The sequence below is a fragment of the Dactylosporangium sp. CA-092794 genome (assembly GCF_050948465.1).
Taxonomy (GTDB): Bacteria; Actinomycetota; Actinomycetes; order Mycobacteriales; family Micromonosporaceae; genus Dactylosporangium.
Genome location: NZ_CP192044.1, coordinates 4,624,959 through 4,650,433, shown reverse-complemented (window position 1 = coordinate 4,650,433; position 25,475 = coordinate 4,624,959). Strand labels below are relative to the sequence as shown.

The window sequence follows — 25,475 nt, the reverse complement described above, 5'->3', positions numbered from 1 at the left end:
AGCCGCGGCAGGCGGGGGTCATGGCGGGCAGGGCGGGCCGGGGGCGGCGGGCCGGGGCGGGGCAGGACGGCGGGGCGTGGCGGGGCAGGACGGCGGGGCGTGGCGGCGGGCCGGGGCGGGGCAGGACGGCGGGGCGTGGCGGCGGGGCGTGGCGGGGCAGGACGGCGTTATGCACGGCGGCGGGCGATCAACGCGGAGGGCGCGGAGCCGCGGCGGGAGCCGGGGGTGGTCGGGCAGGGCGGCCGGGTCGGGGCAGAGCGGGGCGGCCGAGGCGGGGCAGGGCGGGCGGCCGAGGCGGGCGGGGACGGGGGCGGCGTTACGTGCGGCGGCGGGCGATCAACGCGGAGGGCGCGGAGCGGCGGCGGGGGACGCGGCGGGAGCCGGGGGCTGGTCGGGCAGTGCGGCGGCGGGGGAAGAGGCGGGCGCGGGGGAAGAGGCGGCGGGGGAAGGGGTGGGTGGGGTGAGGGGCGAGGGCGGGGTGCGCAGGCCGAGGTCGTCGAGCCAGGCCACGAGCTGGCGGTGGATGGCGACCGGGCCGCGCGGGTCGGCGGCGAGCAGCGGCCAGTCGGCCGGGTACACGAGCACGGCCTCCGTCTGCCAGCCGCCGATGCCGCCGTGCGAGCCGACCAGTTCCTCGAAGGCGGCGACCTCCTCCGTGCCCGGGTCGACGCGGCTGAGCACGACCAGGTCGCCGACGTGGGACATGGCCTGGTGGGCCAGCAGGTCGGCGGCGGCGTGCGGGCCGTAGGGCAGCAGGGGGTCGTCGCCCTCGACGCGGGCGTCGCGTAAGCGGTGGCGGCCGGACGGGCCGATGGCGACCGGGCCGTCGGGGGTGGCGGCCACGACCAGGCCGATGCCGGGGTGCTTGGCCAGGCCGTCGACCAGGCCGGGGCGTAACTCCTCGATGGTGGCCAGGTCGGCGCGGCCGGGGACCTCGGTGAGGTACAGCATGGCGAGGTTGCCGGAGGCGACGGTGACCACATCGCCGCGGGGGCGGTGGGTGACCGGGCCGCACGAGCGGGTCTGGTTGGACACGCCGGCGAGCAGCGTGTTGGCGCGGCCCCACTCCTCGTCGTTCGGGCCGCCGGTGGCGGCCGCGCTGCCGTTGCCGGCGAGGTCGGCGATCAGGCGTTCCAACGTTACGCCGTACCGCTGCGAGAACGTCGCGCCCTGGCTCTGGCCGTGGTCGGAGAGGACCACGATCTGGTAGTCGCGGCCGGCGACCCGGGCCAGGCGGTGCAGCGTGCCCAGCACCCGGTCGAGGCCCTCGAGGGTCTGCATCGCCTCGGGGCGCAGCGGGCCGGCGTGGTGGGCGACCTCGTCGTAGTCGACGAAGTCGCAGAAGACGACCGGGGCGCCGTTGCTCATCTGCTCGGCGATGAGGGAGACGTTGAGGTCGCGCAGGAGCACGTTGGTCACCGCGCGCAGGGCGACGTAGGCGGCGGTGCGGGGCACCCTGGGGTAGACGTTGCGGAACCGCTGCCGGCGGGCCTGCTGGATCTCCTTGAGCATCTCGCCGACGGAGAGCACGAGCGCGCGGGCGAAGCCGTAGGGGCTGGCCACGAAGGCGAGGTAACCGCGGGCGGAGCGGCCGGGCAGGGCCGCGTTGCTGAAGGTGAGCAGGCTGGTCGGCGCATCGCCGGAGAAGACGTTGCTGATGCTGACCCCGCCGTCGGCGAGCAGGCCGCGGCCGGTGGAGATGCGCGACTCGACGTCGGCGGCGTCACGGGGGCGGTTGGTGACGATGAGGCGGGCGTTTTCCTTCTCGTACCATCGAAACGCGGGAATCTGCGAGAAGTCGCCGTGCAGGATGCCCGCCTGGCTGGCCGGAGTCGTGGCCGGCAGGCCGGTGTGCCAGGGCTGTAGCGCGTGCGTGCCGGTGCGCAGCCACTTGCCGAGGTTGGGCAGGTTGCCGGCCTTGACCGCCCAGGACAGCAGCGGCGCGGAGAGGCCGTCGAGCTGCACGATGAGCACCCCGGGGTCGGTGGCCGGCAGGCCGCGGTGCCGGCGGGCCATCTGCCGCAGCGCCTGGCCGAGGAAGACGTCCTCGCTGCCGGCGTCGGCGAGCCAGTTGACCAGCGCGGTGAGCGCGGCGGCGAGCCAGCTGGCGACCCAGGCGTCGGCGAAGGTGTCGACGCTGACGCCCTCGGCCAGCCGCAGCGCGGTGAACATGACGACCGCCTGGATGACCACGCCGACGGCCAGCACGCCGACGCCGCCGACGATGACCGCGACGCCGAGCAGGACCAGGCGCATCGCGGTGCCGACGACGGCGAGCAGGATGGTGAGCTCGACCAGCGACCAGGGGCCGCCGCTGGCCCGCACGCCGGGCAGCAGCCAGAAGGTGACGGCGAGCACGGCGAAGCTGGTCGCGAACGAGCGCAGCAGCGACTTGCCCCACGCCACGGTGAGCCGCCAGTCCCGCAGCAGCCGGATCGCGAAGCGCACCCGCTGCCTGACGACCCCCACGGGGTTAGGTTACGTCCGGCGGGGCCGGCGGCCCGATAACCGGGCCGGGTGACCCCGATCGCACACCCGTTCGTAATCGTGCGGTAACAATCCGGCCGAAGATGGATCTCAATACGATCGGAGGGTGCCATATGACCGTCACCGCCGAGGTCCGCGAGGGTGAGTACGGTGCGCGCGTCGCCGCCGTCGAGCCCGGCGGCGCCGAGTTCATCCCGCTCAACGAGCGCCACGGCCGGCCGCTGGACCTGTTCTGGACATGGATGTCGCCGAACCTGGAGTTCGCCACCGTCTTCGTCGGAGTGCTCTCGGTCCTGGTGTTCAGGCAGACGTTCTGGCAGGCGGTGCTCGCCATCGTGGTCGGGACCGCGCTGGGCTCCCTGACGCACGGAGTGCTCTCCGCGCGCGGTCCTGCCGCGGGGGTACCGCAAATGGTGCTCAGCCGGATCTCGTTCGGGTTCCTCGGCAACGCCCTGCCGGCCGGGCTCAACGCGATCGTGGCTGGCGTCGGGTGGTTCGCGGTCAACAGCGTCAGCGGCGCGTTCGCCCTGGCCACGCTCACCGGGATGCCGAAGACGGCGGCGCTGGTCATCGTGGTGGCGGCGCAGATCGCGATCGCGTTCTTCGGGCACAACCTGGTGCACGCGTTCGAGCGGTACGCCTTCCCGGTCCTCGCGGTGGCGTTCCTGCTCGCGATCGGCTGGACGTTCGCCAAGTCCTCCCCCGGCGCGGCGGCCGGCAACGCGGGCGGGATCGGCGGCTTCCTGCTCACCGTCGGCGCCGCGTTCGGCTACGCGGCCGGCTGGAACCCGTACGCCACCGACTACACCCGCTACCTGCCCGCCGAGTCCAACCGGCGCGCCGTCGGGCTGTGGGCGGCCCTGGGCGTCTTCGTCTCGTGCGTGCTGCTGGAGTCGGCCGGCGCCGCCTCGGTGACGATCGCCGGCACGGCCAGCGACAACCCGACCGCCGACTTCACCGGGCACCTGCCGACGCTGGTCGCCGACCTGACGCTGCTGGCGATCACGATCGGGGCGATCTCGGCCAACGTCATCAACATCTACTCCGGCGCGATGTCGTTCCTGGCGCTGGGGATCCGGCTGCCGCTGGGGCTGCGCCGGGCGGTGGTGGCCCTCGTCTTCGGGGTCGTCGGCTTCGTCCTGGCCTGGTCCGGGCTGAAGAACGCGGCCCACGACTACGAGAACTTCCTGCTGGTCATCTCCTACTGGATCGGGCCGTGGCTGGGGGTGTACCTGACCGACTGGTACCTGCGCCGGGGCACCCCGGTCGACGGCTTCCTCTTCGACCGCAAGCACAACCCGTGGGCCGGCGTGGCCGCGATGGCCATCGCCATGGCGGTGTCGATCTGGCTGTTCTCCAATCAGGTGGAGTACACCGGGCCGGTGCCCACGGCCGTGCCGGGCTTCGGCGACAGCACGTTCGAGGTCGGGTTCGTGCTCGCCGCGGCCCTCTACTGGCTCGGGTTCACGGTGTTGAAGGGCGCAGATAGTCGACCGTCCGAGCTGACCCTGCCCAGCTGATCGTGGTGCGCGCCGGCTCGGTGCGGGCGACGACCGCGCCGGCGCGCAGCACGAGGTACCGCGGCGAAATCAGACGCAGCGCGTCGGCGGGCGTCGGCGCGTCGAACACGACGAGGTCGGCCGGGCCGCCGGGGCGCAGGCCGTAGTCGTCCAGCCCGAGCGCGGCCGCCGGGTTGACCGTGATCATGTCGATGAGGCGGCGCAGCTCGGCGTCGCCGCTCATGTGCCCCAGGTGCGCCAGCACGAAGGCGGCCTGCAGCGGGTCGCCGTAGCCGAGCGGATACCACGGGTCCATGATCGAGTCGTGGCCGATGCTCACGTTGACGCCGGCCTCCTGCAGCTGCTTGACCCGGGTGTGGCCGCGGCGCACCGGGCCGGTGTCGAAGCGCCCCTGCAGCACCGCGTTGTCGAGCGGGTTGGTCACCATGTGCAGGCCCGCCCGGGCGATGTTGCCGATGAGGCGGTAGGCGTATGCCGCGTTGTACGAGTGCATCGCCGTGGTGTGGCTGGCGGTGACCCGGCCGGTCAGCCCGCGCCGGATGGTCTCGGCGGCCATCACCTCGACGAACCGGGAGTGCTCGTCGTCGGTCTCGTCGCAGTGGATGTCGACGCGCAGCCCGTGCTCGGCGGCCAGCGCGAAGGCGAACCGCACCGACTCGACGCCGTCCTCGCGGGTGAGCTCGTAGTGCGGGATGGCGCCGACCACGTCCGCGCCGAGCGCGACCGCCTCGCGCATGAGGTCCTCGCCGCCGGGGAAGCCCAGGATGCCCTGCTGCGGGAAGGCGACCAGCTGCAGCTCGATCGTGCCGCGCAGCTCCTCGCGCAGCTCGGCGAGCGCGCGCAGCGCCTTGAGCTGCGGGTCGCACACGTCGACGTGGCTGCGCACGGCCAGCACGCCGTTGGCCAGCTGCCAGCGCAGCGCCTCGGCGGCGCGCTCCTTGACGTCCTCGATCGTGAGGTCGCGGACCCGCTCGGCCCAGATCGCGATGCCCTCGAACAGCGAGCCGGTCACGTTGGGCCGCGGCTGGCCCACGGTGAGCACCGCGTCGAGGTGGATGTGCGGCTCGACCAGCGGCGGCGTGACCAGCCGTCCGCCCAGGTCGATCACCTCGCGGGCGGCGGCGACGTCGTCGGTGATGCGGCCGTCGCGGATGCCGATCGGGTGCGGTGCCGGATCGTCGAGCGTGCGGGCGTTGTCCAGCCTCAGGTCGAGCACGCGGTCAGACTATCGTCGCGGCGCCCGCGCGAAGCGCCTCGGCGGTGATCCGCGCATAGCGTTCGGCGGCTCGGGCCGCCTCGAGGGCGGCGGCGAAGCGTTCGCCGGGGTGCACCGGGCGCGGGGCGGCGAGAATGTGACGGAGGGCGGTGAGCTCCGCCATATGCGCGTCGAGCAGCGCAAGCAGATCAGGATGCACCTCTCGTTTATCGCACGTTCATCTTCGCGTGGCGGCCGGTTCACTGCGAGAATGGCTCCATGGCCGGAAAACTCGAAGTGGAACGCAAGTACGAGCTCCCGGACGGTTTCGCCCTGCCCGACCTCACCGGGGTCGGCGCCGTGACGAGCGTCGGGGAGCCTGACGACCAGCGGCTCGACGCCGTCTACTACGACACGGAGGGCCTGCGCCTGGCCCGGGGCCGGGTGACGCTGCGCCGCCGTACGGGCGGCAACGACGCCGGATGGCACCTCAAGCGCCCCACCGGCGGGGAGCGCAGCGAGCTGCAGGTCCCGGCGCGCAGCCCGCAGCGCACGCCGCCGCGCGCCGTGACCGACCAGGTCCGCGCGCTCGCCCGCGGCGAGGACCTCACGCCCGTCGCCCGGATCCGCACCCACCGCGTCGAGCGCGCCCTGCACGCCGCCGACGGCAGCACCGTCGCCCTCGTCGCCGACGACCACGTGACCACCGAGTCGCTGCGCGGTGGCGCCACCCGCGAGTGGCACGAGCTGGAGATCGAGCTCGTCGACGGGGCCCGCGACGACCTCGCCTGCTTCGACGCCGTGCTGCGCCGGGCCGGCGCCCGCCCGGCGAAGAGCCCGTCGAAGCTGGCCCAGGCCCTCGGCGAGGACTACCCGGCGCCCGACGCCCCCGCGAGCGGCTCGACGGCCCGCCGCGCTCTGGCCGCCTACCTGACCGCCCAGCGCGACGCCATGGTGGAGCAGGACCCGCACGTGCGCGAGGGCGACCCCGAGGCCGTGCACAAGATGCGCGTGGCGACCCGGCGGCTGCGCTCGACGCTGCGGTCGTTCGCCCCCCTGCTCACCGGCGACCTCGACGCCCTGCACGAGGAGGTCAAGTGGGTCACCGGCCTGCTCGGCGAGGTCCGCGACTGCGACGTGATGGCCGATCGCCTGAAGGGCCTGCTCACCGCCGAGCCGGACGTGCTGGTCCTGGGCCCGGTGTCGGCCCGGATCACGTCGCTGCTGGCCGCCCGGGCCGCCGCCGGGCGCACGGAGCTCACGAAGGGCCTGGACAGCCCGCGGTACACCGCGCTGCTCACCGATCTCGACGCCCTCGTGACCCGCACCGCCGAGCCGGACCGCCTCACCAAGAGCCGCCTGCTGAGCCGCGCCCGCAAGGCCGTGCGCCGCGCGGACGCCCGGCTGGCCGCCGCCACCGGCCCGGCCGGCTCCAACGAGCGGCTGCACGAGGCGCGAAAGGCCTACAAGCGGGCCCGGTACGCCGCGGAGCTGCTCGTCCCGATCTCCGGCAAGCGGGCCACCCGGCTGGCCGACCGGATCACGGACCTGCAGGACGCGCTCGGCGCGCACCAGGATGCGCTGGTCACCGGCGCCCTGCTGCGCGAGTACGGCGTGCGGGTGCACCTGGCCAGCGAGAACGGGTTCACCTACGGCTTGCTGCACGCCCGCGCCGACGAGCACGGCCGCCGGGCCCTGGAGACCGTCCCCCAGGTCCGCCGCAAGGCTCAGCGGGCGGAGAAGGCCCTCTTCTCCTGACGGCCCACCCACGGCCCGGCCGGGCCGGTCGTCCGGCAGACCACTCATGCGGAGTCGATCAGCCGAACGACCGGCCCCCGCCGCTGAACAGCCGTCTATACGCCGGTCCGCGGCGGGCACGATAATCGGCAGGATGAGCCGGCGTCCGTCCAACCGAGTCCTGCAGATCGCCGCCGGTGTCTCGGTCGTCCTGATCGGGACGGCGATCGTGATCTTCCTGTCCCGTCAGACGTTGCCGCGCGCCACCCAGTTCGCCGGCCTGGGCAGTTTCGTGGTCGGCATCCTGAGCCTGTCGGTCTCCACCGCCTCCCTGGTGACCGCCCGCCGCAAGGCCGCCGCCGAACGCGCCGCCCAGCCGCCCCAGGTCGCGGCGAGCACCCCCGCCCCGCGCACCCGCAAGGCGGCGCGACCGGCGCAGCCCGCGCCCCCGACGCCGGCCCTGGCGCCCGACGATCGCGAGCGGATCACCGCGGCGCTGCTCGCCGTCCCCCGCATCACCAACCCCGACACCTGGGACACCGTGATCCAGCAGCTGCCGGACGACCTCGCCGCGCTGGTCTCCCGGTCGGGCGGCACCCGGCAGCAGATCCTCGCCCTGCTGCCCGTGCTGGAGGACCACCCGGGCGGCTACCCGGCGCTGATCCGGGCGTTACGCACGGTCTTCGGCCCGCGCTCCCACGCGGTCCAGGACTTCGAGCGGCTCGCCGCCGAGCTGGCGCTGGTCTGAGAGGCCGGACGTTGGTCGCGGACGGCCCGCCGCCCGAAGCGGTGGTCAACCTGCTGGCCAGGACCACGGCGTGCCAGACGGACGCGAACTTCGCCATGCTGCGCGAACTGCTGGAGCGCAGCCTCGGCGCGCACCTGGGCCTCGCCGACGCCGCGGAGCCGAGAATGCGCGCGGTGCACGCGGCCACCGCGTGCATCGGCCAGTGGGGCGGCCCGCAGGCGCTGATCGAGGTGATCCGGCTGACCGACGGCGACGAGACCGCGGAACGGCTCGACGAGTTCCTGGACGCCGAGACGCCGCTGAGCCGCCTGCTGAGCACCGCGCAGCGCCGTGACCTGGCCGATCTGCTCAGCGCGATGCCCGCCGACGTGCCCTGGAGCAAGGCGCTGGGCAACGACGCCGCGGTGCGCCGCGTCGCGACGGATGGCGGCCTGCTGCGGACCGCCTGGCGGCTGGAGGACGCGTGTACGAGCACCCAGCGGCCGGCCGAGACGCCGCTGGTGCGGTTCGTCGTCGCGCTCGCCGGGCTGCCCGGCGTCCCGCGGGAGCTGGGCAGAAGCCTGCGGGAGTGGGCGGCCGGCGTCGCACCGCGCCGGCCGGGGCGGCCGCTGAGCGCGGCCCGGCCCAGGTCCGAGGCCCGGATCATGGTGAAGATCGACGAGGTGGGCACGCCTGCCCGCGGGCAGGAGCCGACACCGCGGTTCCGCCTCTCCGCGTGGCTGTACTTCGACGGCATCGTGGTCCACAAGATCCAGCCCGACCGGCCCGTCGAGCACCAGGACCTCACCCGGCGCGGCGAGTCGCTGCTCGACGAGATCGGTGCGGAGCTGCTGGCGGGCGACTTCGAGGCGGTCTTCGTCGAGTTCCTCCTGCCCTGGTCGCAGCTGGGCGCCCGGGTCGACGACTGGACCGTGCGATTCGGCAGTACCCGCGCCGCGCTGCACGCCCAGTGGCCGATCGTCATCCGATCGCTGGACCGCCTGCAGTTCTTCTTCGCCGTCCCCGAATGGCGGCGGCTGTGGGGCCGCGTCGATGCGGGCGGGCGGACGTGCTGGCTGCACCGGAGCCGGCCGGAGGCGATGGGCGCGGACGACTTCCTGTTCGAGGCCGCCGGCGGCGAGGCGCTGTTCGCGTGGCTGGCCGGCCGCGGCGACGACACCGTCTGCGCCGGGCTCGAGTTCGGCTACCCCGACACGGACGGCCAATCCGCCGAGTCGGATCCGCTGGCCGCGCTCATCCGCGCCGGCGTGCCCATCGCGATCTGGCGCCGGGACGGCGGCGCCGTGGCGGACCTGCGCGCCGCCGTCGCCGAGCTGCACGGGGACGGGCGGCTCGCGGACCTGCCGGCCAGAGTCCTCGGCCTGCGCCGCGCCGCCGCCGGCGCGCCGCACGACGCCCACCACTGCGGCCGGCACGTGGTGCTGCTCTACGACGATCCGACCAGCTCGCCCGAGCCGTTCACCGACCTCGCGCTTCCCGCCACGGAGGTACCGCAGGGATGACCGAACCCGAAGAGGACGTCGTCGAGCGCGACTGGTGGATCTACCGCGGCACGGGCAGCGTTCCCGAGTCCGGGCCGGCCCCGTTCCCGGAGCCGCCGCCGTGGCGCACGTACGACGGCGCGCCCCCCGAGGGCACCGGCTGGGCGACGCCGCCCACCCCGGCGGAGGCGTCGCGGCAGCGGCGGCTCGGGCGGTTCTCCCGGGGCGGCTCGCCGGTCAAGCTCGACCCGAAGATGCTCGACATCGTCAACTCCGCGCTGCTGCTGCGCCGGCCGCTGCTCATCACCGGCAAGGCCGGGACCGGCAAGTCCACGCTGGCCTACAGCATCGCCACGGAGCTCGACCTCGGCGCCGTGCTCTACTGGCCGATCACGAGCCGCTCCACGCTCGGCGACGGCCTGTACCAGTACGACGCCATCGGCCGGCTCCAGGCGCTCAGCCGGGCGAACCTCGCGACCACCGCCGGCCAGGGCGAACCCGCGAACGAGGAGACCGGCGTCGGGCGGTTCCTGCGGCTCGGCCCGCTCGGCAGCGCGCTGATCCCGTGGCAGCGCCCGCGGGTCCTGCTGATCGACGAGATCGACAAGAGCGACGTGGACCTGCCCAACGACCTGCTGACCATCTTCGAGGAGGCCGAGTTCGTCATCACCGAGCTGGCCCGCCTGGCCGACCAGCCCACCGCCCAGGTCCGGCTGCACGACGGCAGCGTCACCACGGTCGAGCGGGGTCTCGTGCGCTGCTTGCAGTTCCCGGTCGTCGTGCTCACGAGCAACGGCGAGCGCGACTTCCCCCCGGCCTTCCTGCGCCGGTGCATCCGCCTGACCATGCCCCAGCCGGACGAGCAGCGGCTGCGCGACATCGTCGAGGCGCACCTCGGCGCTGACCAGCTCGAGGCGGCCGTACCACACATCCACGACTTCCTCGCCAAGCTCAACCAGGGCGACGACCTGGCCGCGGACCAGCTGCTGAACGCGGTGTTCCTCGCCTCCGGGGGCCAGAACAATCCACATGCGACGGAAGAAGCGGTTCGCGAGGCGCTGCGGCCCTTGAACCGGCCCGTCGATGACTGATCCCTCGCTCGCCCCGCTCGTCGACCTGCTGGCCGCCCGCACCGACATGCTGCCGCAGGAGGTGCTCGACGCCGTCTGGCTGCTCGGCCGGGTCGGCGCCTCGGCCGACCCGGCGGTCGCGGTCGCGCCCGGCGGGCGGCACGATCCGCGCCGGGGCCGCGACGGGCGCGAGCCCGACGACGCCGGCCAGGTCGCCGGCCCGCCGCCCGGCGACGGGTCGTTCGCGACGCTGCACCTGCCGGACGAGCACGGAGCCGGATCCGCGGCGGGCGATCCCCTGCGCCTCGCGGGCGAGCCCGCGATCCGCAACCGGCTGGCCATCACCCGGGAGCTGCGCGGCATACAGGAGCTCAGCCGGCTGGGCGGCATCGCCGCCATCGACGAGACCGAGACCGCGCGGGTCAGCGCGGAGGCGCGCACGCTGCTGCCGGTGTTCGCCCGCGGCCGGCGCCGCTTCCTGGAGCTCACCCTCGTGTTCGACCGGTCGATCTCGATGGGGCTGTGGCGACGGACCGTCGGCGAGTTCCACGACCTGCTGCAGAACAGTGGTCTGTTCCGGCGGGTGGACGTGTGGGGCGTCGACACCGACGAGCGCGAGCCGGTGCTGCGCGCGATGGGCAACTGGCGGCACGGGCGCCGCGCCGGGCGCAGCCGTAACCCGCGGGAGGTCGCGAGCCTGGGCGGGCGCAGCGCCGTGCTGCTGGTGACGGACGGGATCGGTGAGGGCTGGCTGTCGCCCAACATCTCCGACATGATCGACATCTGGTCCCGCAAGTGCCCGGTGGCGATCGTGCAGCTGCTGCCCGAGCAGCTGTGGCACCGCACGAAGGTCCGCGCGATCCCCGCGCAGGTCGGCAGCCCGCGGCCGGTGGCGCCGTCGACGAGCTGGCAGATCAGCGTGAACCCGCCCTTCGAGCCGCTGGCCGGGCGGCTCGCCGTGCCGGTGCTCGCGCTCGATCCCGACTGGCTGGGCAACTGGTTCGACCTGGTGGCCCGGCCGTGGAGCAAACCCACCGCGCTCAAGGTGATGCCGCTGGGCGGAGGGCCGGTCGGGAACGCGGCCGGCGGCCCGCCCCCGGCCCGCTCCGGAGTCCCCCATCCGCGCGTCGCGGCCAAGCGGGCCCCGGCGATCGTCAACGCCTTCCGGGAGAACGCCTCCCCCACCGCCTTCGAGCTCGCCTGTCACCTGTCCGCCGCACCGCTCACGCCGGCCGTCATGCGGCTCGTGCAACGCGCCGTACTGCCCCGCTCGAGCACCGTGCACCTGGCCGAGGTCATGCTCTCCGACCTGCTCGTGCGCGTGGCGTGGGACCACGACGAGCCGCTGTTCGAGTTCCGCCCCGGCGTCCGCGAGGAACTGCTGGCCACGCTGACGCGGACCGAGGCGCGCCGTGTCCTCGCGGTGCTCGCCGACGTGTCGGACCAGGTGACCGCGGCCTTCGGCGGCACGCTGGACTTCAACGTGCTGGCCAGCAGCGAGCCCGACCAGGGCCGCGTCGCGGCCCGGCTGCCCTTCGCCCGGGTCGCGAAGATCGTCCTGGAACGCCTCGGCGGCCGGTACCGCCGGCTCGCCGCGCAGATCCCGGCCACGACCGTGCCGCCGCCGGCCGGGCAGTGGCCGCGGGCGTGGGAGAGCTGGGCCGACGACCCGGAGCCCTTCCGGTTCGGCCCGGACGAGCCGGCCGATCCGCACGGCTCCCGCGCGGTCCTCATCGGCGTCTCGCGGTATGAGCAGTTGCCACCCGTGCCGGCCGTCGCGGGGAACCTCGCCGGGCTCGCCGCGGCGCTGCAGGACCCGGACCTGTGGGGGCTGCCCGCGCAGCGCTGCACCGTGCTCGCCGACCCGGACGATCCGCGGGAGGTCAGCCGGGCCCTGCGTCAGGCCGCCCGCGAGACGCAGCCGGACGGGCTGCTGCTGGTGTACTTCGCCGGCCATGGCCTCATCGACCCCTTCGACGGCACGCTGCTGCTGGGGCTGCGGGACACCGATCCGGCGGTACCGTACGAGTCCGGGCTGCCCTTCGCGCACGTCCGCCGGGCGCTCGACGGCGTCCTGGCCCGGCGTAGCCTGATCGTCCTCGACTGCTGCTTCTCGGGCGCGGCCGACATGGACCCGCCCTCGGCGGCGGGCACCGGCATCGTCGCCGACCGGGCCGGCACCGCCGATGCCGCCCTGCTGGTGTCGGCGCCGCGGGACCGCTTGGCGCAGGCGCCGCCGGGCGAGCCGTACACCGCGTTCACCGGCGAACTGCTGGCGGTGCTGCGCGGCGGCCTGCCCGAACGGCCCGCGATCCTCGACGTACACACCGTCTGGCAGGAGCTGACGCGGCGGCTGGACGAGCGCGGGTTCGAGCGGCCCGAGCTGCGCTCCACCGGCGACGACCTGCCGCTGGTCCGCAACGCCGCGCGCCGCCTGGCCGGGCGAATCCTGATGGCCGCCGCCGCTGCGGGCGACCCCGGGCTCGACCGGGCGGTGATCCTGATCCTGCGCCACGACGAGATCCGCGGCGCCATCGGCATCCGGATCGACCGGCCGACCGGTGATCCGGCACCGGCCGGGACCCCGCCGCACTGGCTGCCGCTGCTCGCCGCGCCCGCGGTCCTCTTCGACGGCGGGCCGCTGGGCCGCGCCGACGGCCCCGTCGCCATCGCGCGGCTGCGCCCGGGCGCGGAGCCGCCCGCGACGTTCGTGCACCTGCGGGAGGGGCTCGGCACGCTGCCGCTGTCCGCCGGACCGGACACGCTGGAGGCGGACCTCGCGGCCGTGCGGTTGTTCGCGGGATACCTTGGCTGGGAACCCGGCCGGCTCGAGTCCGCCGTCGCCGACGGCACGCTGGTGGTCACCGACGCCCCCGCCCTCGATGCGCTGTCGGGCCGCCCGTCGCAGCTGTGGGCGAGCCTGCACGCCCGGACCCCGGAGGAGTAGATGGAGCTGGCGGATCCGCGGGCCTCACGGGCGGTGCTCCTCGGCGGCGCGCGCTACGAGTGGCTGCCCGAGCTTCCGGCGGTCACCCGGAATCTCGGCGCGATCGCCGGCGCCCTGCAGGATCCGGACCTGTGGGGGCTGGCACCGGAGCACTGCACGGTGCTGCCCGACCCGGACGACCCCCGCGAGGCGAGCCGCACGGTGCGGCGCGCCGCGGACGAGGCGGCGGCGGAGGGAATGCTCGTCGTCTACTACGCCGGCCACGGGCTGGTCGACCCGATCGACGGGAGCCTGGTGCTCGCGCTGCGGGACACCGATCCGGCGGTACCGTACGAAGCCGGCCTGCCGTTCGAGCACATCCGCCGGGCCGTGGCGGGCAGCCGGGCCCGGCGCCGCCTGGTGATCATCGACTGCTGCTACGCGGGCCGGGCCGCCGGTCACCTCGCCGCCGGTGAGTCCGGCACCGAGGCCGTCGCCGACCAGGCGGGTACCGACGAGACCGCCCTGCTCGTGTCGGCACCGCGCAACCGCAACGCGTTCGCGCCCCCGGGCGAGCCGTACACCGCATTCACCGGCGAACTGTTGCGAGTGTTGCGCGGCGGCCTGCCCGACCGGCCCGCGATCCTCGACGTGCGCACCGTCTGGCGGGAGGTGGCGCTGCGGCTGCGCGAGCGCGGGTTCGAGCTGCCGGAGCTGCGCTCCGCCGGCGACGAGCTGGCCCTGGCGCGCAACGCCGCCCGGCACCACCGCGACCTCGTCGGGCGGATCGTGGTCGCGGCCTCGGGCGTCGACGACCGCGACCTGTGGCAGGCCGCCGTGCTGATCCTGCGCCACGATCGCTCCCGTGGCGCCGTCGGGGTGCGGATCAACGCGCCGACCATGGACCCGCTGCCGGCCGACATCCCGCGGGAGTGGCGACGGCTGCTGACGACGCCGGCGGTGCTGTTCGACGCCGGGCCGCTGAGCCGCTACGAGGGATTCATCGCCGTCGCCCGGCTCCGCCCCGACGCGGAGCCGCCGCTACGGTTCCGGCCGTTGCGCGACCGGCTCGGCGTGATCTCGCTGTCCGCCGACCCCGCGCCCCTCGGCCCGGTGCTCGCGGGGTTACGGCTGTTCTCCGGCTATCTCGGCTGGGGCCCCGAGCAGTTGGAGGCCGACATCGACGGCGGCCTGCTGCTGCTCACCGACGCCCCGGCGGGCGAGGCGCTGTCCAGCCGGCCGCGCGACCTCTGGACGTCCCTGCACGCCCGGGCCCGGGGAGAGTAGATGGAGGACAGGCTGATCGACGAGATCGTCTCCGGCATCCGCCGCGGTGGCACGGTCACGCTGATCCTCGGCGCCGGGATGACCATGCCGGCGGTGCCCGGGCTGGAGGAACTCATCGAGCTCGCCGAGCGCTACGCGGCCGGCCTGGGCGACGACGGCGAGCTGACGCAGGCGCTGCGCCAGGCGCGGGAGGCGCTGGGGCCGTATGCGCTGCCGATCGAGGTGTACCTCACGTACCGCCGCGTCTTCACCGCCCGGCGCTCGCCCGGCGAGTTCGACGTCGTGGTGCAGCAGGGCGTGCTCGCCGCATACCGCGCGCCCGACCTGTCCTCGTCCCCGCTCGCCACGCACGGTATCTGGCAGCGGGTGGACCTGCGTCTCGGCGAACGGCTGGAGCACAGCCTCGACTGGTGGGAGGTACCGCCCGGGGTGCAGGCCGTCGGCCGGCTGCTGGCCGGACGCCCCGACGAGTTCCGCAATGGCCTGCTCACGACCAACCTGGATCCGCTGATCGAGGTGGCGGTGCGGCGGACCGGACGCCAGTCGGTCAGCGTCGCGGTCTCGCCCGACGGCCGGCCCAGCCGCCGGCCCGACAGCGACGGCGCCGTGCAGGTGTTCCACCTCCACGGCTTCTGGCGCCCGATCGGCGCGGAGCACCGCGAGCCGCTGCTGCACGAGCCCCAGTCCGACGCGAGCGTGCCGGAGGCCACGTGCGATGCGCTCGCCGAACTGATCAACGGCGACGTGGTGGTCGTCGTGGGGTACAGCGGCTGGGACGACCTCGTCACTGGCGCCCTGCGCGCGGTCGCCCGGTTCCGCCCGGTGCGGGTCCTCTGGGCGCTGCACGACGCGGCCCCGCTGCGCCTGCCCGACCGGCTCCCGGGCATCGTCACCTTCTACACCGACATCGACGGCGACCGGCTGTTCCCCGCCCTGGCCGACCGGCTCGAGGTGCCGTCCTCCGGCCCGCGCGTCGACCCCCGCCGCCGGGTGCGGCAGCTGGAGTGGGAACGAGAGCTCTTCTCTCAGCCGGGGAACACCGCGCCCGAGGCCGTGCTGCCGCTGCTGCGCCAGCTCGAACGGCGCTACGGCTGGGGCGTGGACTGGGCGTCCGAGCCGCAGCGGCCCCGCCTGCTCTACTGGCCGGTGCGGCTGCGCGCCCGGGCGTCGCTCATCAACGCCGTGCAGGCCCTCACCGCCGGCGCCCTCGCCGTCCGGGGCGTGCGGGTGACAATCTGCCTGGACGACTTCGGCGTCCCCGGCCGGGCCGAGCTCAGCCGGTCGTTCGCCGCCGACCTGCGCCGCTGGATGCGCCGCGTCGACCCAGGGGCGGCGCCGGAGGTGGCCTCGCTGCAGGACTTCGTGGCCTCCGCCCGGCCCGGCCCCGCCGGGAGCGCGCTGCGGCCGACCGACCCCTGGTCCGTGGCGCGCGTCTTCTACGGCGAGAGCAACCCGTCGCTGTACAGCGTCCTGGCCGCCATCAAGGTCGTGCCGCACCTGGCGCTGCACGACCTGGAGCGCAATGCCTCCGCCATCGTCCAGACCCTGCTCAGCAAGGACGCCAACCGGCTGCTGACGCCGATGACGACGTGGGCCTACCTGCATCACCTGCTGGAGACCGAACCGGCGGCCGAGGTGATGGCGTACTCCGGCAGCGACGAACGGCTGCTGTGGGAGCAGTTCCGGGAGCACTTCGGCCTCGGCGGGACCCTGCTGTACAACCCGTACATCCGGCACCTGACCAACGAGTCGCGGATGGTCCGCTGGGCCAGCGCCGCCGAGCTGCGGGCCTACCTGGCCTCGACCAGGAGCCTGCCGGGCTGGGGCGAGGAGGGCGGGTACGTCCACTGGCTCGTCCAGAACGCGTTCCTGCTGCCGCGCTATCTCACCGGCGCCGAGTTCCCGGAGGCGGGCGGCTACCGGCTCGACTCGTGGGCCGCCTTCGCCGCAGCGCTCGACCAGGGCGTTCCGGTCCTCGACCTGCTCGCGGAGGACGTCTCGGCCTTCTACCTCCCGCCGGCCGGCGGCTGACTCGGCGTGCTCGTGCGCCCCGGCGCTTGCCCGGTCCGCGTGACGGTGGCAAGATCGCCCGGTGCGGCTTGACCTCTCCGGGCTCTCGTCCTTCCGCGGTTCGCTGATCACCCCGTACGACCCCGCCTACGAGGGCGTGCGCGTCCTGTTCAACACCAGGGTCCGGACCCGTCCGGCCCTCATCGCGCAGTGCGAGGACGCGGCCGACGTGGCGGCCGTGGTCCGCTTCGCCCGCGACCAGGAGCTGCCGCTGGCCGTGCGCGGCGGCGGGCACCACGCCAGCGGCCTGTCCCTTGTGGAGGGCGGCGTCGTGGTCGACGTCGGCGGGATGCGCGACATCGCCTTCGACCCGGCCGCCGCGACCGTCACGGTCGGGCCCGGCGCCGGCTGGCGCGAGATCGACCAGGTCACCTACGCCGAGTACGCCTTCACCGGGCCGGACGGGCTGGAATACGGTCTGGCCGGGCCCGGCGGCGAATGCCCGACCGTGAGCAACGCCGGCTACACCCTGGGCGGCGGCTACGGCCCGCTCGGGCGGACCTTCGGCCTCGGCTGCGACCACCTCCTGGCGGTGGAGATGGTCGACGCCGACGGCAAGCTGCTGCGCGCCGGTGGGACGCAGCACCCCGACCTGTTCTGGGCGCTGCGCGGCGCCGGCGGGGCCGGGTTCGGCGTGGTGACCAGCCTGACCTACCGGCTCAACCCGCTGCCGAAGACGGTCGTCGGCGGGATCATCGCCTGGCCGTACGAGCGGGCCGGCGAGATCTTCCGCGCCTACCGCGACCTCTACGCCGGCCGGACCGACGACAAGCTGGCCCTGTGCCTGCTGCTGACCACCGAACCGTATCCGGACGGCGAGCCGGTCATCGCCATGTACGGCATGTACGTCGGACCGCCCGCCGCGGGCCACGAGGCGTTCGCGCCCGTGCTGGCCCTGGGCGAGCCCGCGTTCAGCACCATCGGCGAGTGCGACTACCTCGAGATGATGACCGTCATGGGCGACGAGATCGTCTACGGCCTGCAGTCCAAGTGGCGCGGCGGGTACTTCACCGAGCAGGGCTTCGACGAGGCCGCCTTCGACGTGCTCGTGGACCGGTTCCGCCAAGCCCCGTCGGGCTTCTCGATGGTCCGCTTCGACCTGCTCGCCGGCGGCGCGATCGCCCGCGTGCCGGCCGACGCCACGGCGTTCGCGCACCGCGATCCGCTGCACTACGTCTCGATCATCGCGCAGTGGGCCACCGACGCGGAGACCGACGCGAACGTGGCCTGGGTCGACGACTTCGCGGGGGCGCTGCGGCCGCACCTGACCGGCGAGGTGTACCAGAACTACGCCGACCGCGACCTCTCCGACTGGCCCGCGGCGTACTACGGCGCGAACTACCCGCGCCTGCAGCGGGTCAAGCGGCAGTACGACCCGGCCGATGTCTTCCACACGCCACAGTCCATCCGCCTGCCGTAAGCCCTGCGGCGGGCGGCGGATATTGAGCCCGTATTTCCTTTCCCTCACCGCGCCGGAAAAGGGTGAGGAATAGGGTGCCGACCGATTCGCCCGCGATGTGTCGCATTTCGGACCACCTCTCGGGGCGCCGGGACATTTGTCCGTTTGAGCCCTGACGACCGGCGCCCGTCCGGATGCCGCACAATGGCCGCCAGACGTGGGAAAATGCGCTTCGGCGATCGGCGCCGGGCAACGAACGGTACGTCCGATTACCCGCCGCGGCCGACGAAGACATTGAATGACGCCGAAGACGCCTCAGCGGTTGACACGGTGGGAGCGCGGCGCGATGCTTCAATCGGCCATCGATCGCGGACGTTCCGCGAATGGCCATTCCTGGTATGCGCCGATTCCACCGGCCGATCGGCCGGCGCCGGGATCGCCGCACGCACGCATTCATACGGTCAATGCGTGCACCGTCTGAGGAGGTTCACCATGTCGAAGATCAACCGCTCCGTTTCCAGCCGGTCCGTTTCGAGCCGGTCCGTGTCGGGCCGCTCGGTCTCGGGTCGCTCCGTCTCCAGCCGCTCCGTCTCCAGCCGCAAGTCGGTCTCCAGCCGCGCCTCGGTCTCCAGCCGCAAGTCCGTCTCGAGCTGACCCTTTCCCACCGCCGGAAGCCGCTTCGCCGCGCCCCTCGGCCGGCAACGGCTGCCGCAACTCCGACTCGAGCTGACCCTTTCCCACCGCCGGAAGCCGCTTCGCCGCGCCCCTCGGCCGGCAACGGCTGCCGCAACTCCGTCTCGAGCCGACCTTTCCCACCGCCGGAAGCCGCTTCGCCGCGCCCCTCGGCCGGCAACGGCTACCGCAACTCCGTCTCGAGCCGACCTTTCCCACCGCCGGAAGCCGCTTCGCCGCGCCCCTCGGCCGGCAACGGCTACCGCAACTCCGTCTCGAGCCGACCTTTCCCACCGCCGGAAGCCGCTTCGCCGCGCCCCTCGGCCGGCAACGGCCCCGGTAACCACTGCCGCAACTCCGAGCTGACCCTTCCCACCACCGGAAGCCGTCTCGCCGCGCCCCTCGGCCGGCAGCGGCCCCGGTGAACACTGCCGCGGGCGGCCCGACGAAACACCGGGGCCCGGGCCGCCCGCCCCAGCCGCACCGCTGGCGGCAGACCAAAAACGATCCTGGAGGCAGACCGATGGCGGTCGAGCACACCTTCCCGGCCACCGTCGGGCAGTTATCGGTCTGGCGCGACATCGAGAAGATGCCGCAGGAACGGCGGTGGGAAGCCAACCTCGCGCCGGTCGTCTGGGACCTCCCGGACGGGGTGGACGCCGAAACGGTATGGCGGGCGCTCGCCCGGCTCGCGATGCGCCATGGCTCCCTGCGGACCAGGTACGCGATCGGCGACGACGGCTCGCTGCGGCAGTGGCTGCCGGCGGAGGAGGCCGACACCGAGGCCGCGGTGCTGGAATCGGTCCGGCAGGGCACCGCCGACGCCGGCGAGCTGGCCGGGCTCGAGGAGCGCGAGCAGCAGCACGCCATCGACTTCATGCGCGAGCTGCCGTGGCGGGCCTGGCTGCTGCTGGACGGCGACCGTCCGGCGCAGGTGCTGCTGATCGTCAACCATATGGCCGCCGACGGCGCGGCCCTGCTCGTGATGCAGGACGACTTCCGGCGGCTGCTCGCCGGCGAGGACCTGCCACCCGCGACCGGACCGCTGGAGCTGGCGCTGGAGCAGCAGGGCGACGAGGGCGGCGGGCGGCTGCGCAACGCGGAGCGGTACTGGCGGCGGACCCTTGCCACGGCCCCGCGCGCGGTGGCCGGCGGGCCCGGTCCGGAACGGGTCGGCGCCACGATCCACACCGGCATACCGCTGCCGCAGGCGCACGACGCGGCGGCGAAGCTGGGCGTGAGCCTGGCCAGCCTGCTGATCGCGGTCTACCACCGGGCGGTGTGCGCGACCACCGGCGAACGCACCCACCTGATGTTCCCGATGTCGTCCAACCGGTTCGACGAGCGGCACGCGGGCGTGGTCACCAGCCTGAACCAATGGGTACCGCTGCTGCTGGACCTCGACCCGGACGAGCCGCTGGAGACCGCCGCGCCGCGGGCCCACTGGAAGACCTTCAACGCGCTGAAGAACGGCGTGTGCTCCCCCGACGCGATCGTGGCGATCCGCGCCGAGCACCAGGACGCCGACCCGGGCTACTCCTACAACGCCATCATCGCGCCGCCCGGCTTCCCATCGGCCGACAGCCCGGAGCCGTCCACGGTGGAATGGTACGAGCCGGCCCGCACGACCGGTCCCGGGTTCTATCTCATCGCCCGCGGGCTGACGTCGCTGGACCTGATCATGCGGGTGTACCGGCCGGGCTGGGACCGCCCGCACGTCGAGCGCTTCGTGGAATCGGTCCGCTCGCAGCTGTCCGAATTGCCGTCGCTCGACATTTGAACCATTGCGCGCCAGAGATAGGGTCACGGAAAGGGTCGCCGGGCCTTGCCGCGCATTTGTCCGTTTGGACCCTGACAATCCGGTCGCCACCGCACACGACGCCGTGTTCCAAATGGGTTTCGCATGTGTCGGTGAGGTTAGCAGTTAACTGAAAAAGCAATGGTTGACACTGATGCGGGCCGGGGACGATGCTTCTGTCGGTCGCTGGTTCGGGGTGCGGATGAATGGGCGGCCGGACGCTCCTTCCGCGCATTGGAAATGCCAGCACGACGCGCGGCGGGGCGAACCGTTTCGAACGGCCCGGCAGCCGGGCGCGCACGGCCACGCGCCGGGCGCGGTTCGGACCGGCCGCCGGGCCGGGACGCGGATAAGTCCAGACGCTTCGCGTCCGGACTTATCCGATATTTCGTATATGCCGGCTCCGCTGCCCTCTCGGCCCGAGACGTCCGGCTCCGCGCGAGAACCGCGCGCCACCACATCCAGCACGCCGGGACACCCACGCCGAGCGTGATTTGCGATCACGGTTTCTCACTGCCGGCGCTGGACGCCGCCGAGAACAGCACAGCGACCAGAAGTCTCCGCGATCATGCCGCACCGCCGCCGACACCAACGGTTTTTCATGATCACGGAGCGTTGAGGTACACCCGTGTACCACAAGTCTCCGGGATCATGGCAAACCCGTGGTGCGGCCACGGCGAGCATCATGATCACGGAGACATACATCCGCCCCGGGCCGGCACGCCGGACCGAGGCCGCCCGACCAAGGCCGCCGGGCCGGGATTGCCGAGCCCAAGCCGCCGAACCAACACCGCCGGCAGCGACGCGGGCGGGCTCGCGGAAGCGAAGCGACAAGCGCAAGCGACACGAGCAAGCGACACGAGCAAGCCCGCCGGCGGCCAAGGGCTCAGTCGCGCAGCGAGCGGCCCGTCTTGGTCAGGAACACGTCGTCCAGCGTCGGCCGGTGCAGCTCGATCGTGGACAGCGGCACGCCGGCCCCCTCCAGCGCCCGCATGATCTGCGGGATCGCCGTGTCGCCGGCGTCGACCGTGAGCCGCACCTCGCCGTCGTCGCGAACCTCCAGCCCGCGGGCGAACGGCTGGTCCTTGAGCACCGCCGCGGCCTGCTCCGACAGCTCCCCCACCCCGATGGTGACCACGTCGCCGGAGATCTCCCGCTTCAGCTCGTCCGGCGTGCCCTCGGCCACCACCTCGCCGTGGTCGATGATGGCGATGCGGTCGCACAGGGCGTCGGCCTCGTCGAGGTAATGGGTCGTGATGAAGACCGTCATCCCCTCGGTGCGCAGCCGCCGGATCTCGTCCCACATGTGGGCGCGGCTCTGCGGGTCCAGGCCGGTCGTCGGCTCGTCGAGGAACAGCACCTGCGGGCGGTGGATGATGCCCAGGGCGATGTCGACGCGGCGGCGCTGGCCGCCGGAGTAGGTCTTGCACTTGCGGTCGGCGAAGTCCGTCAGGTCGAAGGCGGCGATCGCCTCCTCGGCGCGCTGGGCGGCCTCGGTGCGGCCCAGGCCGTACATGCGGGCCTGCAGCACGAGTTCCTCGCGGGCGGTGACGTCGTCGGTGGTACCGCCGCCCTGCGCCACGAAACCGATGTTGCGCCGCACCTGGGCCTGCTCGGTGCGCAGGTTCGCGCCGGCGATGGTCGCCTCGCCGTCGTCGGGCTGGATGAGGGTGGCCAGCATGCGCAGGGTGGTGGTCTTGCCGGCGCCGTTGGGGCCGAGGAAACCGAAGATCTCGCCCTCGGCGACGTCGAGGTCGATGCCCTTCACGGCCTCGACGCTGGTGGTCTGCCGCTTCTGCCGGGTCTTGTAGGACTTCTTGAGGCCCTTGGTCTTGATCATCGCTATTCTCCTGACCTACTTGACCGAGCGGGCGAAGAGGTTGGCCGACCAGGCGACCGCGACCACGACGAGCGCGCCGCAGAAGACGATGCTGCCCCACACGTGGGTGTCGCCCGGGTGCCCGGCGTAGAGGGCCCGCATGCCGGTGACGGCCCAGTTGAACGGGTTGTAGTCGGCGACGGTGCGCAGCCACAGCGGCGCGAGCGCCAGCGGCAGCAGGGTGCCCGACAGCAGCATCAGCGGCTGCGCCACGTTGTTGATGACCTGGCCGAGCACGTTGGGGTTGTTCACCTTGATGGCGATGCCGTAGGAGATCGACGCCGCGGACAGGCTGATCAGCGCCAGGATCGCGTAGCCGAGCAGGATGTTGCCGATGTTGGTGATGAGCCCGAACGGCAGCGACAGGATGGTGATCAGCACCGACTGGACGATGACGGTCACCACGTCGCGCAGCGCGCGGCCGAGCAGCAGCGCGACCCGGCTGACGGTGGTGACCCGGGAGCGCTCGATGACGCCGTTGGCGAGGTCGCCGAGCAGGCCGAAGCCGACGTACAGGCCGCCGCCGATGGCCAGGGCGACGAGCATGCCGGGGACGTAGACGCGGTAGGCGTCGATCATCGAGTTCGCGCCCATCGACGCCAGGGCCGGCTTGAGCAGCGGGGCGAACAGGATGAGGTACACCACCGGCTGCGCGATGCCGAGGAAGACCCACAGCGGCGAGCGGACCATGAGCAGGATGTGGCGCTGGAAGATGAGCCAGGTGTCGCGCAGTACTTTCACGGGATCGTCCTCAATCGTTGTGGTGTGCCTCGAGGATGCGGGCGGCCGCCTCGGCTCCCCCGCCGGCCAGCAGCCGGTCGCCCTCCGCGCGGGCGGCCGCGGCGTAGGCCGGGTCGTCGAGCAGCCGCAGCACGGCGGCGCGCAGCGCGTCCGGGCGGACGTGGTCGAAGGAGACCCGCGTCCCGGCGCCGGCCGCCGCGACGGCGTTGGCGTTGAGCGCCTGATCGCCCTTGATCGGCGCGATGATGAGCGGCACGCCGTGGACCAGTGCCTCGCAGACCGTATTGAGGCCGCCGTGCGCGACGACGGCGTGCAGGCTCGGCAACAGGTCCAGCATTGGCACCCGGCGGCGGACCAGCACGTGCTCCGGCGCGCCGTCGAGGGTGCCGTCGGGCGCGACGACGATCGCCTGCAGCCGGTCGCCGAGCGGGGCGAGGGCGTCGGCCATGCGCTGGTAGAAGCCCTTGGCCAGGTCCATCGACAGGGTGCCCATGGTGACCAGCACGTGGCGGCGGTCCGGGTCGAGCCAGCCGGCCGGGAAGTCGGGGTCGGGTGCGCGCTCGCCGATGGCCGGGCCGACGAGCTCCACATTGGACGGCCGGTCGGCCGGGTCGCCGGCCAGGGCGCCGGCGGTGAAGGCGATCCCGCCGTGCGGGGAGAAGCGCAGGTCGTGCGGGGGTTCGCCGGGGCGGCCGGCGGCGGACCAGGCGGCGGCGAGCTGCGTGCCGATCCACTCCTCGAGCCTGGGCAGGCCGCGGCGGAACGGCCGGGTCAGCTCCATGGTGGTGGGCGCGACGGAGACCCAGCGCAGCCCGTGGGAGTGCGCGACGATGGCGCCGGCGATCGCGTGCTGGTCGACGACGAGCACGTCGGGCGCGAAGTCCGCGACGGCGGCCTCGATGCCCTTCCGGGTCGCCTTCGCGTGCGGGACGATGTAGCCCTCCCACCGCGAGCGGGTCGCGGCCAGGCCGCGCTCGGCCTGGCCGCGGTGGGCGCGCAGCGGGATCGGGTGGATCCGCGCGCCGTCGCCGACGAGCGGCCGCAGGAATGACTCCGAGCCGGCCCACATCACCTCGTGCCCGCGCCGCTGCAGGGCGGCGGCGACCGCGGCCATCGGGTTGACGTGCCCGGTCAGCGGCAGCGAGACGAACAGGAACCGGCTCATCCGGTACCGCCCGCGGCGTCCACATAGGACGCGACGTCCGCGATGCTCAGCCTGAGCAGCGCGTCGAGGCCGAGGCCGGCGATGTGGCCGGCGAGGTCCACGCCGGGGCCGAACCGGGCGGCGAGCCGCTCGGCGAACGCGGTCAGCTCCAGACTGTCCACGAATAGGTCGCCGTCGAGCCGGGTCGCCGGGCCGAGGCGGGCGAGCCACTCGGCGTCCTCGCCCGTGGCCTCGCGCAGCAGCTCGGCGACCGCGAGCTGCGTCGGCGTGTCCATGTCAGCGGCCGCCCGGAGGGACGGGCTTGACGGCGCGGACCGCGCCGTAGGTCATCGCGCCGGTGCTGAAGCCCTTGAGCATCAGCGGCCCGGCGTAGAAGAAGCCGAGCACGTCGACGCCGCGGTCGCGGGCCAGGTCGCGCATCATGGCCCGGCCGTTGTCGAGCTCGCGCACCTGGGCGAAGGTCGGCTCCCAGGAGTTGGCCACGTTGGCGCTCCAGTCCACCGACGACACGTCGGTGAAGCCGGCCGCGGCCGCCAGCCGCTCGTGCTCCTCCAGCGAGGAGAAGCTCGGCATCACCTGGTGGCGCAGGATCTGGTCGACGACGCGGTGTTCGGTGTCGCTGAGCTCGCCGTCGCGCACCGACCAGGTGGCGAGGGCGAGGATGCCGCCGGGGCGCAGCAGGCGCATGGCCTCGGCGAAGAACGCGGCCCGGTCGGCGATGTGCATGAGGCTCTCCACGGCCCACAACGCGTCGAAGGACGCGTCGGGGAAGCCGTTGTCGAGCGCGTCGCGCTGGTGGAAGCGGGCCCGGTCGGCGAGGCCGGCCGCGGCCGCCTTCTCGTTGGCGCGGGCGGCCTGGGCGGCGCTGAGGGTGACGCCCTCGACGGTGCAGCCGTGCGGGCCGGCGAGATGCAGCGCCGGGCCGCCGATGCCGCAGCCGACGTCGAGGACGCGGGCGCCGGTCGGGAGGCCCGCGAACGCGACCAGCTCGCGCACCAGCCGGTCGGTCGCGGCGTGCCGCTCCGCGTCGTTGCCGGGGCGCTCGCCGGCGTCCCAGAAACCGTGGTGGACGTGCTCGCCCCACAGGTCCTCGTAGAGGTCGAGGGTGGTGTCGTAATACCGCTCGACGGCGGCGTTGAGCCCCGGCCCGGCGGGTGCGGACGGGTATGCAGAACCGGTATCGGCTTTCACAGTCGCAAATCTCCGAATGAGCGGCATACGGAATGGACGCGGCCGGAAAGACGGCGCCAGCGCGGTCATTGTATGGACGGTCGGACGGCCGTTGTCAATGACCGCGGTC

The 25,475-nt window shown here is 73.6% G+C and carries 19 protein-coding genes; 10 read left to right on the top strand and 9 right to left on the bottom strand.

Going from position 1 to position 25,475, the window contains the following annotated elements; translation table 11 throughout:
- Nucleotides 1-336: 336 nt before the first annotated feature.
- The gene (locus ACQPXD_RS20080) at nt 337-2,469 is read right to left on the bottom strand and encodes an alkaline phosphatase family protein (protein WP_432840635.1); all 2,133 of its coding nucleotides are present in this window, start codon (nt 2,467-2,469) and stop codon (nt 337-339) included.
- Between the two features lie 131 nt (nt 2,470-2,600).
- On the opposite strand from ACQPXD_RS20080, the gene ACQPXD_RS20075 reads away from it, so the two are divergent.
- Nucleotides 2,601-4,007 (top strand): purine-cytosine permease family protein, encoded by a 1,407-nt coding sequence (locus ACQPXD_RS20075; RefSeq protein ID WP_432840633.1) that lies wholly within the window; start codon nt 2,601-2,603, stop codon nt 4,005-4,007.
- Here ACQPXD_RS20075 and ACQPXD_RS20070 read toward each other — a convergent pair.
- Nucleotides 3,952-5,223, bottom strand: coding sequence for a cytosine deaminase (locus ACQPXD_RS20070; protein ID WP_432840631.1), 1,272 nt, complete (start codon nt 5,221-5,223; stop codon nt 3,952-3,954). The two genes, ACQPXD_RS20075 and ACQPXD_RS20070, sit on opposite strands and share 56 nt — an antisense overlap.
- A 4-nt stretch (nt 5,224-5,227) precedes the next feature.
- Nucleotides 5,228-5,422 (bottom strand): hypothetical protein, encoded by a 195-nt coding sequence (locus ACQPXD_RS20065; protein ID WP_432840629.1) that lies wholly within the window; start codon nt 5,420-5,422, stop codon nt 5,228-5,230.
- Between the two features lie 59 nt (nt 5,423-5,481).
- Here ACQPXD_RS20065 and ACQPXD_RS20060 point away from each other — a divergent pair, with 59 nt between their 5' ends.
- The 8 genes from ACQPXD_RS20060 to ACQPXD_RS20025 all read left to right on the top strand — a co-directional run bounded on the left by ACQPXD_RS20060 (nt 5,482) and on the right by ACQPXD_RS20025 (nt 17,941).
- On the top strand, nt 5,482-6,960 hold the full coding sequence (locus ACQPXD_RS20060; RefSeq protein WP_432840627.1) for a CHAD domain-containing protein: 1,479 nt from the start codon (nt 5,482-5,484) through the stop codon (nt 6,958-6,960).
- A 133-nt stretch (nt 6,961-7,093) separates the two neighbouring features.
- Nucleotides 7,094-7,687, top strand: a complete 594-nt coding sequence (locus tag ACQPXD_RS20055; RefSeq protein WP_432840625.1) for an effector-associated domain 2-containing protein — start codon at nt 7,094-7,096, stop codon at nt 7,685-7,687.
- An 11-nt stretch (nt 7,688-7,698) separates the two neighbouring features.
- Nucleotides 7,699-9,189 (top strand): effector-associated domain 2-containing protein, encoded by a 1,491-nt coding sequence (locus ACQPXD_RS20050; protein ID WP_432840623.1) that lies wholly within the window; start codon nt 7,699-7,701, stop codon nt 9,187-9,189.
- Nucleotides 9,186-10,259: an AAA family ATPase gene (locus ACQPXD_RS20045; RefSeq protein WP_432840621.1), complete on the top strand. Its 1,074-nt coding sequence runs from the start codon at nt 9,186-9,188 to the stop codon at nt 10,257-10,259. Before ACQPXD_RS20050 ends, ACQPXD_RS20045 begins: the two co-directional genes overlap by 4 nt.
- Nucleotides 10,252-13,185 carry a YqgE/AlgH family protein gene (locus tag ACQPXD_RS20040; protein WP_432840619.1) on the top strand — a complete coding sequence of 978 codons (2,934 nt, stop codon included), beginning with the start codon at nt 10,252-10,254 and terminating at the stop codon, nt 13,183-13,185. Before ACQPXD_RS20045 ends, ACQPXD_RS20040 begins: the two co-directional genes overlap by 8 nt.
- A complete protein-coding gene (locus ACQPXD_RS20035) occupies nt 13,186-14,451 on the top strand; it encodes a YqgE/AlgH family protein (protein WP_432840617.1) in 1,266 nt (421 codons plus the stop codon).
- Nucleotides 14,452-16,482: an SIR2 family protein gene (locus ACQPXD_RS20030; protein ID WP_432840615.1), complete on the top strand. Its 2,031-nt coding sequence runs from the start codon at nt 14,452-14,454 to the stop codon at nt 16,480-16,482.
- Between the two features lie 61 nt (nt 16,483-16,543).
- Complete coding sequence (locus ACQPXD_RS20025) at nt 16,544-17,941, top strand: FAD-binding oxidoreductase (RefSeq protein WP_432840613.1); 1,398 nt, start codon at nt 16,544-16,546, stop codon at nt 17,939-17,941.
- A 440-nt stretch (nt 17,942-18,381) separates the two neighbouring features.
- Here the strand turns inward: ACQPXD_RS20025 and ACQPXD_RS20020 are convergent, their stop codons facing one another.
- A complete protein-coding gene (locus tag ACQPXD_RS20020) occupies nt 18,382-18,585 on the bottom strand; it encodes a hypothetical protein (protein WP_432840611.1) in 204 nt (67 codons plus the stop codon).
- 530 nt (nt 18,586-19,115) lie between these two features.
- On the opposite strand from ACQPXD_RS20020, the gene ACQPXD_RS20015 reads away from it, so the two are divergent.
- Complete coding sequence (locus ACQPXD_RS20015; RefSeq protein ID WP_432840609.1) at nt 19,116-20,372, top strand: condensation domain-containing protein; 1,257 nt, start codon at nt 19,116-19,118, stop codon at nt 20,370-20,372.
- Nucleotides 20,373-21,276: 904 nt separating this feature from the next.
- On the opposite strand, the gene ACQPXD_RS20010 is transcribed toward ACQPXD_RS20015, so the two are convergent.
- Genes ACQPXD_RS20010 through ACQPXD_RS19990 form a run of 5 tightly spaced genes read right to left on the bottom strand, consistent with a single transcriptional unit; the run spans nt 21,277 to nt 25,366 of the window.
- Nucleotides 21,277-22,230 carry an ATP-binding cassette domain-containing protein gene (locus tag ACQPXD_RS20010; RefSeq protein ID WP_432840607.1) on the bottom strand — a complete coding sequence of 318 codons (954 nt, stop codon included), beginning with the start codon at nt 22,228-22,230 and terminating at the stop codon, nt 21,277-21,279.
- Nucleotides 22,231-22,245: 15 nt separating this feature from the next.
- Nucleotides 22,246-23,010, bottom strand: coding sequence for an ABC transporter permease (locus ACQPXD_RS20005; RefSeq protein ID WP_432840605.1), 765 nt, complete (start codon nt 23,008-23,010; stop codon nt 22,246-22,248).
- Between the two features lie 10 nt (nt 23,011-23,020).
- Nucleotides 23,021-24,175 carry a glycosyltransferase gene (locus ACQPXD_RS20000; RefSeq protein ID WP_432840603.1) on the bottom strand — a complete coding sequence of 385 codons (1,155 nt, stop codon included), beginning with the start codon at nt 24,173-24,175 and terminating at the stop codon, nt 23,021-23,023.
- A complete protein-coding gene (locus ACQPXD_RS19995) occupies nt 24,172-24,450 on the bottom strand; it encodes a hypothetical protein (RefSeq protein WP_432840601.1) in 279 nt (92 codons plus the stop codon). Before ACQPXD_RS19995 ends, ACQPXD_RS20000 begins: the two co-directional genes overlap by 4 nt.
- 1 nt (nt 24,451) lies before the next feature.
- Complete coding sequence (locus ACQPXD_RS19990; RefSeq protein ID WP_432840599.1) at nt 24,452-25,366, bottom strand: methyltransferase domain-containing protein; 915 nt, start codon at nt 25,364-25,366, stop codon at nt 24,452-24,454.
- Nucleotides 25,367-25,475: the final 109 nt, after the last annotated feature.